Source organism: Citrobacter sp. KH_055_1 (assembly GCF_057838705.1).
Map to the genome: position 1 here is coordinate 120,699 of NZ_CM174473.1, position 13,149 is coordinate 133,847.

At 50.8% G+C, this 13,149-nt stretch carries 12 protein-coding genes; 3 read left to right on the forward strand and 9 right to left on the reverse strand.

Annotated elements, in window-relative coordinates:
• Nucleotides 1-2 precede the first annotated feature (2 nt).
• The 4 genes from lldD to AC3ITF_RS00640 form a co-directional block, all read right to left on the reverse strand.
• The gene (lldD, locus tag AC3ITF_RS00625) at nt 3-1,193 is read right to left on the reverse strand and encodes an FMN-dependent L-lactate dehydrogenase LldD (protein ID WP_096759102.1); all 1,191 of its coding nucleotides are present in this window, start codon (nt 1,191-1,193) and stop codon (nt 3-5) included.
• The gene (gene lldR, locus AC3ITF_RS00630) at nt 1,190-1,966 is read right to left on the reverse strand and encodes a transcriptional regulator LldR (RefSeq protein ID WP_096759103.1); all 777 of its coding nucleotides are present in this window, start codon (nt 1,964-1,966) and stop codon (nt 1,190-1,192) included. Before lldR ends, lldD begins: the two co-directional genes overlap by 4 nt.
• Complete coding sequence (lldP, locus tag AC3ITF_RS00635; RefSeq protein WP_096759104.1) at nt 1,963-3,618, reverse strand: L-lactate permease; 1,656 nt, start codon at nt 3,616-3,618, stop codon at nt 1,963-1,965. The genes lldR and lldP overlap by 4 nt, the downstream gene beginning before the upstream one ends.
• A gap of 261 nt (nt 3,619-3,879) precedes the next feature.
• Entirely contained in the window at nt 3,880-4,242 is a 363-nt protein-coding gene (locus AC3ITF_RS00640; protein WP_096759105.1) for a YibL family ribosome-associated protein, read from the reverse strand.
• 292 nt (nt 4,243-4,534) lie between these two features.
• Here AC3ITF_RS00640 and AC3ITF_RS00645 point away from each other — a divergent pair, with 292 nt between their 5' ends.
• A complete protein-coding gene (locus tag AC3ITF_RS00645) occupies nt 4,535-4,741 on the forward strand; it encodes a hypothetical protein (protein WP_096759106.1) in 207 nt (68 codons plus the stop codon).
• Between the two features lie 12 nt (nt 4,742-4,753).
• Here the strand turns inward: AC3ITF_RS00645 and mtlR are convergent, their stop codons facing one another.
• From mtlR to mtlA, 3 genes are all read right to left on the reverse strand, one after another.
• Nucleotides 4,754-5,344 carry a mannitol operon repressor MtlR gene (gene mtlR / locus AC3ITF_RS00650; protein ID WP_096759107.1) on the reverse strand — a complete coding sequence of 197 codons (591 nt, stop codon included), beginning with the start codon at nt 5,342-5,344 and terminating at the stop codon, nt 4,754-4,756.
• On the reverse strand, nt 5,341-6,489 hold the full coding sequence (gene mtlD, locus AC3ITF_RS00655; protein ID WP_135911228.1) for a mannitol-1-phosphate 5-dehydrogenase: 1,149 nt from the start codon (nt 6,487-6,489) through the stop codon (nt 5,341-5,343). The genes mtlR and mtlD overlap by 4 nt, the downstream gene beginning before the upstream one ends.
• Nucleotides 6,490-6,617: 128 nt before the next feature.
• Nucleotides 6,618-8,531 (reverse strand): PTS mannitol transporter subunit IICBA, encoded by a 1,914-nt coding sequence (gene mtlA / locus AC3ITF_RS00660; protein WP_115257184.1) that lies wholly within the window; start codon nt 8,529-8,531, stop codon nt 6,618-6,620.
• A gap of 530 nt (nt 8,532-9,061) precedes the next feature.
• Between mtlA and AC3ITF_RS00665 the strand changes: the two genes are divergently transcribed.
• The gene (locus AC3ITF_RS00665) at nt 9,062-9,418 is read left to right on the forward strand and encodes a DUF3302 domain-containing protein (protein ID WP_117342538.1); all 357 of its coding nucleotides are present in this window, start codon (nt 9,062-9,064) and stop codon (nt 9,416-9,418) included.
• Between the two features lie 2 nt (nt 9,419-9,420).
• Nucleotides 9,421-10,557, forward strand: coding sequence for an HlyD family secretion protein (locus AC3ITF_RS00670; protein ID WP_489176067.1), 1,137 nt, complete (start codon nt 9,421-9,423; stop codon nt 10,555-10,557).
• 427 nt (nt 10,558-10,984) lie between these two features.
• On the opposite strand, the gene AC3ITF_RS00675 is transcribed toward AC3ITF_RS00670, so the two are convergent.
• Nucleotides 10,985-11,503 carry a hypothetical protein gene (locus tag AC3ITF_RS00675; RefSeq protein WP_181629920.1) on the reverse strand — a complete coding sequence of 173 codons (519 nt, stop codon included), beginning with the start codon at nt 11,501-11,503 and terminating at the stop codon, nt 10,985-10,987.
• Entirely contained in the window at nt 11,496-13,148 is a 1,653-nt protein-coding gene (locus tag AC3ITF_RS00680) for a LysM peptidoglycan-binding domain-containing protein (protein ID WP_482829271.1), read from the reverse strand. The genes AC3ITF_RS00675 and AC3ITF_RS00680 overlap by 8 nt, the downstream gene beginning before the upstream one ends.
• Nucleotide 13,149: the final 1 nt, after the last annotated feature.

The following is a 13,149-nucleotide window of genomic DNA, read 5'->3' on the forward strand; positions in this document are numbered from 1 at the left end:
GGTTACGCGGCGCTACCCTGGACGAGAGGTGCCAGAGCGGCGGGCAGTTGCTTTCCCAGCTCTTGTACCAGTGAGTCACGGCTGATTTCACGAATGGATTTTGCACCGGTCAGCGTCATCGCCACTTTCATTTCTTTCTCAATAAGGTTCAACAGGTTAGCGACACCTGCCTGACCGTGGGTCGCCAGTGCATACAGGTAAGCACGGCCCAGCAGTACGGTATCTGCACCCAGTGCAATCATGCGCACCACGTCCAGACCGTTACGGATGCCGCTGTCTGCCAGAATCGCAATATCGCCTTTCACCGCGTCGGCAATGGCGGGTAGCGCACGCGCAGAAGACAGCACGCCGTCCAGCTGGCGGCCGCCGTGGTTCGAGACCACGATGCCGTCGGCGCCAAAGCGTACGGCGTCGCGGGCATCTTCCGGGTCGAGGATCCCTTTGATTACCATCGGACCGTCCCAGAATTCACGGATCCACTCGAGGTCTTTCCAGGAGATGGACGGATCGAAGTTGTTTGCCAACCAGCCGATGTAATCCTCCAGGCCGGTGGGTTTACCCAGGTAGGTCGAGATATTGCCTAAATCATGCGGACGACCGTTCAGGCCAACGTCCCACGCCCACTGCGGATGGGTTACCGCCTGCCAGTAACGGCGCAGCGCGGCATTCGGACCGCTCATCCCGGAATGTGCGTCACGGTAGCGCGCGCCGGGCGTGGGCATATCGACGGTAAAGACCAGCGTGGAGCAACCCGCTGCTTTAGCACGCTCCAGCGCGTTACGCATAAAACCGCGATCGCGCAGGACGTACAGCTGGAACCACATCGGACGCTTGATCGTCGGGGCAACTTCTTCAATCGGGCAGACGGAAACCGTCGAAAGCGTAAACGGAATACCTTTGGCGTCAGCGGCAGCGGCGGCCTGAACTTCGCCCCGGCGGGCATACATGCCGCACAAGCCAACCGGCGCTAATGCCACCGGCATCGACAGTTTTTCGTTGAACAGGGTGGTTTCCAGACTCAGGTCGGCCATGTTCTTCAGCACGCGCTGGCGTAGTGCCACCTCCGATAAATCTTCGACGTTACGGCGCAGGGTATGCTCTGCATAGGCACCACCGTCGATGTAGTGGAACAGGAAGGGGGGCAGAATGCGCTGGGCTGCGGCGCGATAATCGCTGGCTGCTGAAATAATCATGAGTTGTTCTCCCTGCTAATTTCATTATGGTCACCGGGCAGACGGGTAATACGCGCCTGGCGGGCCTGGTCTTCATCAAAGCGTTTAATGGTGGTGTGGACAAAGCTGAGGTGCGCCATCATCGCCTTACGCGCGCCATCAGCGTCCCCGGCGACAATCGCGTCCAGCACGGCAAGGTGCTGTGCTGTGAGCTGTGAAAACACAGGTGGCACCAGGTACATACGCTGGCGGCTCTGTTTTACCGAGGACTGCAATACGTCGAAGAAACCGCGCATGGTCTGGAGCAGCACCACGTTGTGCGACGCTTCCGCAATGGCGAGGTGAAAGCGAACGTCTGCTTGTGAGGCGAGGTCCGGGTCCTCACTCTGCGTGGCCTCAAAACAGAGCCTGATTTTCTCTTTGTCGGCGGTCGTGGCGCGCATCGCGGCATGCCACGCGGTGCTGGCCTCAATGGCGTGGCGGGCTTCGAGAATATCGAAGCTGTAATCCGGGTCATCCGCCATCAGGCTTTTCAGCGGCTGAACGATGTTTTGTTCGGACCAGGCTTCATGCTGCCAGCGGACAAACGTCCCGCCGCCGCGACGGCTGAGCAGCACGCCTTCACTGACCAGCTTTGCCAGCGCCTCGCGCAGTGAATTACGCGACACGCCGAGCTGTACGGCCAGCTGGCGCTCGGCGGGCAACTTCATGCCCGCCTCCAGCTGTTGTTCTTCAATCAGCGCCCGTACGCGAGTAGCGACCTCGTCGGACAGGCGTCTGGGCATCACTATCATGGGATCATCCAGGTTAAGACATAGGCCTGAAGCGTGGTAATCACACCCACCATACAGGTGAATATCAGGCTGTGTTTCACGGTAAAGCGGAACAGGTCAGACTCTTTACCCACCAGCCCCACGGCCGCACAGGCGATGGCGATAGATTGCGGGGAGATCATCTTGCCGGTTACGCCACCGGTGGTATTTGCCGCCACCAGCAGTACATCGGAGACACCGATTTGCTGCGCTGCCGTTGCCTGTAGGGCTGCGAACAGTGCGTTAGAAGAGGTATCTGACCCGGTCAGGAATACGCCCAGCCAGCCGAGGAACGGCGAGAAGAAGGTAAAGGCGCTGCCGGTGTGTGCCAGCGCTAATGCCAGCGTCGAAGACAGGCCTGAGTAGTTAGAGATAAATGCGAATGCCAGTACCATCCCGATGGAATAGATGGGCAACGCCAGCTCTTTCAGCGTGCTGCCGAAGGTTTGCAGGGCGGCAGAGGGCTTCATTTTCAGCCAGACAATAGACAGCAGGGCGGCAAACAGAATGGCGGTGCCGGTCGCTGAGAACCAGTCAAACTTGTATACCGCCGCGTAGGCCGTGGCTTCGTGTACCACCGGCGGCATGCGGGCCACCAGTTTGTCGAGGAACGGTACCGGAACATTCACCACCCAGTGATACATCGCGCCGCCAGGGGCAAACAGCGCTTTAAACGGTGGGATGCTCCACAGCGTGACCGTTGCTGTCAGAAACAGGAACGGTGACCAGGCGCGAACCACCTGGCCGGCGGTGTAGTGAGTGCGGGCCAGCGTTTGATCGACCTGTGAAGCACCCATGTCACCAAAGCGGAAGATGCGTACCGGCTGCCAGCGTTTCAGGAACAGCGTCAGACACACCAGTGACACCAGAGAAGAGATGATGTCCGGCAGTTCTGGCCCGATAAAGTTAGAGCTGAGGTACTGCGCGATGGCAAAGGAGCCGCCTGCGACCATTACCGCCGGCCAGGTCTCTTTCACGCCGCGCCAGCCGTCCATAATCGCCATGATCCAGAACAGCACGATAATCGTCAGGAACGGCAGCTGGCGGCCTACCATCTGGCCGATTTCAAAACTGTCCAGCCCGGTAACCTGACCAGCAACCAGGATCGGAATACCCATTGCGCCAAACGCCACCGGTGCGGTGTTTACAATCAGGCACAGACCTGCGGCGTACAGCGGGTTGAAGCCCAGGCCAACCAGCAGTGCGGCGGTAATCGCCACCGGGGCGCCAAATCCTGCAGCCCCCTCGAGGAATGCGCCAAAGCAGAAGCCGACAATCAGCATCTGCAGACGCTGGTCCGGGGTAATCGACAGAATTGAGGAACGGATAATGTCGAACTGCCCGGTCTTGACCGAAATCTTATAGACGAATACGGCGGCGATGATTATCCAGGCAATCGGCCACAGACCATAGAAGAAGCCGTACACCACGGATGCCAGCGCGTGATCGACCGGCATTTTGTAGAACAGCAAGGCGACCAACAGGGCAATCCCTACCGTCCACGTCGCAGCGACATAACCTTTCAGCTTGAGCTTAATCAGCGCGAAGAAAAAGAACAGAATAGGGAGTGAGGCAATCAGGCTTGAAAGCCAGATGTTACCGGCCGGGTCGTAGTTTTGTTGCCAGAGATTCATTGCAGGTCTCCTGGGGGCCGCCGACATAATGCAATGAGTCTGTGCTCATCTCGTCGTCACACTATGTGTAAAAGTGGCCCTGCCAATATTGTTGTGTAGGGGTAATGACAACGAATGGTTAATCAAATGTTATTTATTGGCAACGGCATTGTAAGTTATTTTTAACGAAATGTGAGGGGGTATTCGGATCTGGCTAAAATTGGTAGGGCCAATTGGCGGGGAAATAGGAGACCGGGCAAACGGACGTTGCCCGGAGGGTGATCAAAACTCAGTCTTTGAAAAGCCAGTCATCTCTTTCAGGCCCATTTCACGACCCAGTTCGGTCATCGGGTGTACGATCACCAGGCCGCGCACGCTTTTCTTCAGCTTGCCCATGTCGGCCTGCTCTTTTTTGGTGATGGCGCGACGGAACGGGAGCTTGCTGAGCTTTTGTGCTTCTTTGCTCAACTTCTGACCGTGAACTTCACGCAGGCGCACGATCTCGGCTTCCAGCGTTTCTTTTTCTTTTTCCAGCTCGGCATATTTGTCGGCGGCTTCAACCAGTGACAGGTCTGCCTGCTGGTGGCGGATGGCGTCCAGGCGATCGCTCAGACGTTTAATTTCGTTTTTTTCGACTTCTTTCATAGGATAGCTTCTGCTAAAAATAGGATGAATATCCTATAGTATGCGCGCAGAGGGGGATTATTCTCAACTAATCGAAGATAAATAATCAAATGCTGCAAGTATTATTTCGCTAATGAAAATGTTAGCTGTTTGATTAAAAAGGGATTTTAAGAAATAAGATCGTTGATGGTGCTTTTTGTCGGTGGCGGCATAGTGAAGCACGTTTTCCTCAATATAATTAACCATCCGATCCTAAACTTAAACCATCGACCGCGCAGGCGGGTCGCGGATAATACATGGAGGATGAATCATCATGGCGAAAATAGGCGAGAACGTTTCGATTCTTATTGATAAAACCATCGATTTTATGGCGTCAAGCCAGGCTTTTCGTGAGTACTTGAATAAAACGCCGCCGCGTAACACGGTGCCTTCTGAGGTCCCGCAGGAAAACGTGCCGCTGTATCTGCAGCGTCTGGAGTACTATCGCCAGCTGTATCGACCGCAGCAGGATGAGAAGTAAATCGGTATGACGTTATTTCTGAAAGGCTTTCTTTAAGCTGATTTTAGAAATCAGCTCGGTCAGAGAGAGCACCATGGTTGAGCGTACCATTTGCTGGTAGCGCTGGATTTGCATGGCGTACAAACCCGAGTCTGAGGTATCAAACTGGGGCGGGGGCGGGAGCGCCGTCACGCAGTGCAGTTCACCAAACGGTCCGAGAATTTCGTCGTCGGTGAACGCATATTCATTACCGTCGTGATTCAATTCCTCACGCAGCGCCATCAGCAGTTCCGCATCTTCATACTCAGGGCGGCTGAGCACACCCAGGCCGTAGATCAGCTTCAGACGGACCGACAGATCGCCCAGCGGCCCGTCGCCGTCGAGCAACGGTTCCACTGCATATTTAACCGCGTAGTCGTCTTTGCGAAATACCTGAAGCACCAGGATATTCACCGCCTCGGTGAGTAAATCTACGGCGGTGATGAGGAAGCTGCGTACGGTTTTGCCAGCATTCAGACGCTCAAGCACACGATTTTCAAAGGCCTGCGTTTGTTCCATTATTGCCTGCATATCTGACAATCTGATATTCGGGCGCAGGCTGACCTGCGCCGCACTGTGGATCATTTGGTTGCGTTATATGCGTTAACCGCCTCCGCCACCACGTCGCTGTTGGCATCCAGCCCGGAAACCTGTGCCAGCGCGGCCTGTGGGCCTTTTTCGTCAATCAGCGCTGCCAGTTCCTGCGCCTGCGGGTCTTCTTCACTGCGGTAATGCATCGCCGCAGCAATACCCTGCACCAGATTAACGTGCGGCAGGCCGTACTCCAGCGTGCCGAGCAGCGGCTTGATTAAACGGTCGCCTGCGCTCAGTTTACGCAGCGGCTGGCGGCCCACGCGCTCAACGTCATCTTTCAGGTACGGGTTTTCGAAACGACTGAGGATTTTCTGAATGTATGCTGCATGTTTTGCCGCATCAAAGCCATAGCGTTTGATCAGTACCGCGCCGCTCTCTTCCATCGCACCTTTTACCACTGCGCGGATTTTCTCGTCGAGAATCGCGTCACGGATGGTCTGATGACCGGTCAATTTTCCGAGGTACGCGGTTATAGCATGCCCCGTGTTCAGCGTGAAGAGCTTACGTTCGACAAATGCCATCAGGTTATCAGTTAATTCCATTCCCGGGATGTTTGGCAGCTCGCCTTTAAACTGGGTTTTGTCGACAATCCACTCGCTGAAGGTTTCTACGGTCACTTCCAGCGGGTCATTGGCGGCAGAGGCGGAAGGCGGAACAATACGGTCTACGGCAGAATCGACAAAACCAACGTGTTCTTCAACCCAGGCTTTATCCGCATCGTCCAGCGCGTTCAGCACGTGGCCTTTCAGCTGGGTGGTGCCGCGCACCATGTTTTCACAGGCAATAATATTCAGAGGGGTGCTAATACCCTGCGCTTTACGCTTGACCAGCCCTTTGGCGATGGCAGGCGCAATGCGCTCCAGCACGACCGGACCAACCGCGGTGGTCACGAGATCAACCTGGGCAATCAGTTCAACGACATCGTCGCCGATGCTGCTGACGGCGTTAACGCCGGAAACGGTATCAACTTGCTCATTTTCACCGACAACATGAACCTGATAGCTATGACGGGCATTCAGGGCGTCGAGAACCACCTGATTTACATCCGCAAACGTCAGTTGTATCCCCGCGTCTGCCAGCAGTTTGCCGATAAAGCCACGACCGATATTACCTGCGCCAAAATGTAATGCTTTCATAGTATTAACCTTCATTAATGTTTTTACCCAAGAGGGCTGGGGTGAGGCTTTTCCCTCAACCTAACCCTCTCCACAAGGGAGAGGATTTTGTAGGCCCGGTAAGCATGAGTCTTACCGGGCAATAACGCTTACTTACGACCTGCCAGCAGTTCCAGCACTTCATCCACGCTGGTGGTCTGCGCCAGACGTTCGATCACGGATTCATCATCCAGCGCGTTGGTCAGGCTGGTAATCACCTGGATGTGCTCATTGTTACGCGCGGCGATACCAATCACCAGGCGGGCAATGTCGTCTTCTTCTTCACCGAAGCGCACACCTTCCGGGTACTGACAGAACACGATGCCGGTTTTCAGCACGCGATCTTTAGCTTCGATGGTGCCGTGCGGTACCGCAATGGACTCACCCAGGTAGGTAGAGGTCAGTTTTTCGCGATCCAGCATTGCCTGGACGTATTCCGGCTCAACATAGCCGCCTTTCACCAGTTGCTCACCGGCAAACAGAATGGCTTCTTCTTTGTTGGTGGCTTTACGGCCAAGGAAGATATTCTCCGCACCCAGTTTGAACAGGTTGTTATCACCTTCATCAAAACTGTCTTTCAGGTGGTCACGTACCTTCTCTTCGTTAACGTTGTGGCGCTGTGCGGCAACCAGACGCTCGGTCAGGCTGGTGTACAGACCGCTGTCGAGGAAGTTGGTCAGCGAAATGTGCTGCGCCTGCGGAACCTGGCGCATAGCGCGTTCGGTCAGGTCACGGTGGGTAATGACCAGATCCACATCCGGCGGCAGATTGTTAATCGCGCTGTTGGTGACGGAGATCTGAGACAGACCGGCATCCTGCACTTTCTTGCGCAGTACGCCTGCACCCATTGCGCTGGAGCCCATACCGGCATCACAGGCAACGATGATTTTACGCACATGGCTCAGGTCGTTGGTGACATCGCCCGCAGACAGCGGAGATGAACCTTTGGATTCTGCTTTCATGTCGTGCATGCGACGGGTCGCTGCATCAATGTCATCTTCTTCTTTCACTTTGCTGGTTTTCAGCAGAATGGCTGAGACCACAAAGGAGACCGCCATGGCCGCACAGATTGCCGCGATGTTAGCGAAGTACGCACCTTTTGGCGTCATGGCCAGTACGGCCAGGATAGAGCCCGGAGAGGCCGGAGAAACCAGACCGCCGCCGAGGATAGTCAGCGTAAATACGCCGGTCATACCGCCGAGGATAACGGCCAGGATCAGACGTGGGTTCATCAGCACGTACGGGAAGTAAATTTCGTGGATACCGCCCAGGAAGTGGATGATAGCCGCGCCGCCCGCAGACTGTTTAGCGCTACCGCGACCGAAGAACATGTACGCCAGCAGGACGCCCATACCCGGACCCGGGTTTGCTTCAATCAGGAAGAAGATGGATTTGCCCATCTCATGGGACTGCTGAATGCCCAGCGGTGAGAAAATACCGTGGTTGATGGCGTTGTTGAGGAACAGGATTTTCGCCGGTTCAACAAAGATAGACGCCAGCGGCAGCATGTCATGGACAACCATGAAGTTAACGCCTGCTGCCAGAATTTTGGACAGGGCCTCAACCAGTGGGCCAATGCCGAGGAACGCCAGGATAGCGAGGATCATCCCGATGATGCCGGCGGAGAAGTTGTTCACCAGCATCTCAAAGCCGGATTTAATCTTACCGTCAACCCAGTTATCGAAGTGTTTAATCGCCCAGCCGCCCAACGGACCGGCAATCATTGCGCCGAGGAACATCGGCATATCGGCACCGACGATCACACCCATTGTGGTGATGGCACCGACCACACCGCCGCGATCGCCACCCACCAATTTACCGCCGGTGTAACCAATCAGCAGCGGCAGAAGATAGGTGATCATAGGGCCAACGAGCTTCGCCAGCGTTTCGCTCGGCAACCACCCTGTCGGAATGAATAATGCGGTGATAATACCCCACGCGATAAACGCGCCGATATTCGGCATCACCATGTTGCTGAGGAATCGACCAAAGCTTTGCACTTTGATCTTAATATCGGATGACATAAAAACACCCCTTCTTATGTTTGCTATCGCGCAGGCTGAAAGCCCGAGGTTTGTTAATGTAGCGGCAGGAGGTAGCCGGACCCTGTAGATACTGCGAAATCTGGCACTGAATCGTTCAACTGTCCAGTCGACGCCTTTTTATGTGATATTCGTCACGTAAATATAGGGTGTATGGCGGTAGTTAATGTGATATTCATCACAAAACACCAGTACAAAAAAACACCTCACGGTTAGAATTCACCCAAAAAGGCAGAAAAATGTGAATTGGTTCACGTTTTATGTTGGCGTGTTTGTTGGGTCTTTGTGATCTGAATCACAAGAAATTTTCATCTGTTTTTTTCCCAGTGTGATCTGAAGCAAATTCTCCCCCGCCCATTTTTTGCGGAAAATAAAGCAACTTTTACTCAGAAAATATATTTTTTTTGTGGTATGGCAAAAATTGCCAACTCCAGTTATGTTCAAGACATCAGCCAGGGTACATACGGCTGCCAGCACAAAAAAACTCTAATTAGTGTGAATTCGAGGCAGGTATGTTTCTAAATTATTTCGCGTTGGGCGTGCTCATTTTCGTCTTCCTGGTTCTGTTCTACGGAATCATCGCCATCCATGATATTCCCTACAACATGGCTAAAAAGCGTAACCATCCCCATGCCGATGCGATTCATACGGCGGGCTGGATTAGCTTGTTTACGCTCCATGCCATTTGGCCGTTCCTGTGGATTTGGGCCACGCTCTACCAACCCGAACGCGGCTGGGGAATGCAAAACCATATTCAGCCAATGACGGGCAACCCTGATATTGACGCTCTTGCGAAGCGCGTAGCCGATCTGGAACAAAAACTGGCTGCGGTGCAACCCGCCGCTGATAAGAACACGCAGGAGCGCTGATCATGGATCTGTTGATTGTTTTGACCTACGTGGCATTTGCCTGGGCCATCTTTAAGATATTCCGTATCCCGGTAAACCAATGGACGCTTGCTACCGCAGCTTTAGGTGGCGTGTTTATTGTTGCGGGCCTCATTTTATTAATGAACTATAACCACCCGTATACCTACACCGCGCAAAAAGCGGTGATCTCCATTCCAATTACGCCGCAGGTTACGGGGATTGTGAGTGAGGTTACCGATAAAAATAATCAGCTGATTAAAAAAGGCGAGGTGTTGTTCAAACTCGATCCAGGCCGCTACCAGGCGCGCGTCGACAGGCTGCAGGCCGACCTGGTTACCGCAACGCACAATATCGATAATTTAAAAGCGCAACTTTCGGAAGCGGTCGCCAACACCACGCGAGTGTCTGCCGAGCGCGATCGTCTGTATAAAAATTATCAACGCTACCTGAAAGGCAGCCAGGCGAAGGTTAACCCGTTTTCTGAAAGCGATATCGACAACGCCCGCCAAAACTTCCTGGCACAAGATGCGCTGGTGAAAGGCTCCGTTGCGGAACAAACCCAGATCCAAAGTCAGTTAGACAGCATGGTTAACGGTGAGCAGTCGCAGGTTGCCTCTCTGCGTGCTCAGCTTGCTGAAGCCAAATACAATCTGGATCAGACCGTCGTGCGTGCGCCAAGTAATGGCTATATCACGCAGGTGCTGATCCGTCCGGGGACCTATGCCGCTGCGCTGCCTCTGCGACCGGTGATGGTCTTTATTCCGGAACAGAAACGCCAGATTGTGGCCCAGTTCCGCCAGAACTCATTGCTGCGTCTTGAACCGGGCGATGAAGCGGAAGTGGTGTTTAATGCGCTACCAGGCCAGGTTTTCTCCGGTAAATTGACCAGCATTCTGCCGGTTGTGCCGGGAGGTTCTTATCAGGCTCAGGGTGCATTGCAGTCCTTAACGGTGGTGCCGGGTACCGATGGCGTACTGGCAACGATTGAACTGGAGCCGAATGCCGAAGTAGACGCCTTACCGGACGGCATTTATGCCCAAGTGGCGGTTTACTCCGACCATTTCGCCCACGTGTCGGTGATGCGTAAAGTACTGCTGCGTATGACCAGCTGGATGCATTACCTTTATTTAGATCATTGAGTTGATACGGGATTATACGGATAGAATTTTAACCAGAGTAAAGTGAATTGTTCATGTGTTGTAAATGAAAATTCACTTTACCCTGATATATTTCATATATTTTATTTTGGGTATATTTGCCGTTTTTCCATCTATTCTCAAGCCTCATGCCACTGATAAATCTTGGCTGTATTTATTAATTATCATTCGTTAGGTCAATTCTTTTAGTAAGGCATTGAGAAAATGCTTAACGTTTAGTACGTTATCTATCAAAGTCTGTTTAAATATAAAACAGATATTTTTAAACCTTCTTCATCAGTCCTCGAGGCTTTATTACACAGTCTGGTTTTAATCCTTCATTGTTAAATAAAATTGTCATAACATTTGTAAATATATATTTTAACCATTGGAGCGGTCTCATGAGGTTTATTTTACCCTAATTAAATCTTTATTTAACAATGCGCTCAACAAGCCCATTCATATATTTAAACTTTGATTCATCCTCAAATACAATGATCGCATTTGCTTTTCCCCATGAGACCCAGTCGATAACTGAATTTCCTGAGTCTGGGATAAAGTTGTTGGAAATAACGGGTTTGTCGCCTGAAAAATCGAGAACCACACTGATACTGCAAAAGCCCTTGTATTCTAACTTATCAAGGCAACGCTCGTTTAAAGTATATGTAATAACTGTCTTGGTGGTAAAGTATTTGTTATTCTTAAAGAAACCCATATGATTATTAATCATGTCATCATCCATGAATGATATATAATTGGTTTTTGCCTTATATATATTCACACCGTTTAGGGTAAGATAAGAATAACCGTCACCTGAAGTGGATTTCGTTATCTGGTCGAGAATCCCAAACTTAGTATAATAACAAAATGACGAATCCGGATTGCAATCAGCAATGCTTATGGCGGGAAGGGTTAATAAGGATAGGATGAGTGTGGGGCGCTTAATCATTATATTGCCTCGTTAGTTTTTCAATTGTTTCTATTAGATTAATATCGTCATAGCTATTTGAGGTGATTTGTTCATTGCAAAAATAATTACTTAAATTAATGTTTCTATTTATATAATCTATCAACCATTGTCTGTGCGCTTTAACATACCCCACCGTTTTGGACCTTGCCTTGGCTGATTCTTCTCCCACCTGTGCAGTTAGTAATTTTTTAGCATTACCTTCAGTGATTTTATTTCCAATAAAACGTTTTGCATCACTCAGACCAAGGTGGTGTGTTAAATATATAAGTTTGGATTTTTCAGCATCATTAAGTTCATCAATGTTATATCCAGCATCTTTCAGCGATGCTAAATTGGCGATGCCATAATCAACTGCGGCCATAATGGCATATTCTGGTTTAAATCGAAGATTTAACCATTGTTGCACGTCTGCCGTTGCGTGGTCCGGGTACGGTGTTACTCCTGTGATATATCTGCCGTTTTTTAATTCATTAAGATTTTTCCAGTCGTCGGTAGAAACCTGAAATTTCTTTTCATATACGATCTCATCTTTTTTGTTTTTTACTACCTCTCCTTTTTTATTGAGTAAGGGCTTATCTGCTACTAACCCTTGTTCAGAGGCTTTTTCAAAAAGATATGTCCCTTCCTTTAACGTCTCCGTTATCCATGTCCCATTTAAAAATTGTGTCATGCCAGCCGCTGAACTTTTATATACCGTGTTTTGTTTTGTCGAGTTTACTGAATCCCTACACACTGAGGTTGGTTTCCAGACTCCCCCACGATATTTAGCCGCTTCAGCATGAATAACTGCCGCAATACTCTGGGGTATAATACCACTCCGCTCAGATGCGCGAATAATATCATTCCAGTAAATAACATTCTTACCTAGCATAAGATCATAATTGTTAGGGCAGGTATGGTTTATATGAACTCTGGGTTTTCCATCAGAGTCTCGGCCAACGTTGATTTTATTAATTCCATCACTTTTGCTGTCAGCATTGCCTGTCGGACCGGTTATCGCTGTGCTTTTTCCTTTAACTCTCACTTTAGGACTTGAAATAATGGCATTTAATTTTCCTTCCTGAGATATGAATCTGGCAACTTCCTTTATCTTGCCCATTCCACTGGAGACAGTGATTTTAATTTCAGATTCGGCTTGTACAGCGAAATCATCAATATTTCCCAGGCCGTCGGTTATGAACTCGAAAACCTCACCCAGCGCCGATGTCACTTTAACCTTCAATCCAGAGAGAGGTTTCTCTATCAGATCTTCAAAAGATAATGATAACAAACATTGGTTATCATCTTTCTTTTTCGTGGTGTCAGTTTCAGTTAGCGTGTAATGCCGTTGCGGAATATTTATCACCTGCCCGGGGTAGATCAACCCAGGGTTTTTAATATTATTATATTCAGTAAGCTCCTCAACGGAACAGTTATATTCATTTGCAATTTTTCCAAGCGTATCTCCTTTGAGAACAACCACGCTACGCTTATCCGGTGACAATGACCAGATATCATCTAATGGTACAGGCTTATCCTCCTGATCAAGGTAACATTTCCAGTCAGCAGACCATCCAAACAGACCATCATATTTTGTCGGTTTATCCTGTGGTTCATCAAAAAATGGGGTGGGTTTGCTAGTCACT

Bases quoted from the DNA above. Each gene is read 5' to 3' on its own strand.
- lldD (WP_096759102.1), bottom strand. From the start codon at position 1,193: ATGATTATTTCAGCAGCCAGCGATTATCGCGCCGCAGCCCAGCGCATT.
- AC3ITF_RS00665 (WP_117342538.1), top strand. From the start codon at position 9,062: ATGTTTCTAAATTATTTCGCGTTGGGCGTGCTCATTTTCGTCTTCCTG.
- mtlR (WP_096759107.1), bottom strand. From the start codon at position 5,344: ATGATCCACAGTGCGGCGCAGGTCAGCCTGCGCCCGAATATCAGATTG.
- lldR (WP_096759103.1), bottom strand. From the start codon at position 1,966: ATGATAGTGATGCCCAGACGCCTGTCCGACGAGGTCGCTACTCGCGTA.
- AC3ITF_RS00670 (WP_489176067.1), top strand. From the start codon at position 9,421: ATGGATCTGTTGATTGTTTTGACCTACGTGGCATTTGCCTGGGCCATC.
- AC3ITF_RS00645 (WP_096759106.1), top strand. From the start codon at position 4,535: ATGGCGAAAATAGGCGAGAACGTTTCGATTCTTATTGATAAAACCATC.
- AC3ITF_RS00640 (WP_096759105.1), bottom strand. From the start codon at position 4,242: ATGAAAGAAGTCGAAAAAAACGAAATTAAACGTCTGAGCGATCGCCTG.
- mtlA (WP_115257184.1), bottom strand. From the start codon at position 8,531: ATGTCATCCGATATTAAGATCAAAGTGCAAAGCTTTGGTCGATTCCTC.
- AC3ITF_RS00675 (WP_181629920.1), bottom strand. From the start codon at position 11,503: ATGATTAAGCGCCCCACACTCATCCTATCCTTATTAACCCTTCCCGCC.
- mtlD (WP_135911228.1), bottom strand. From the start codon at position 6,489: ATGAAAGCATTACATTTTGGCGCAGGTAATATCGGTCGTGGCTTTATC.
- lldP (WP_096759104.1), bottom strand. From the start codon at position 3,618: ATGAATCTCTGGCAACAAAACTACGACCCGGCCGGTAACATCTGGCTT.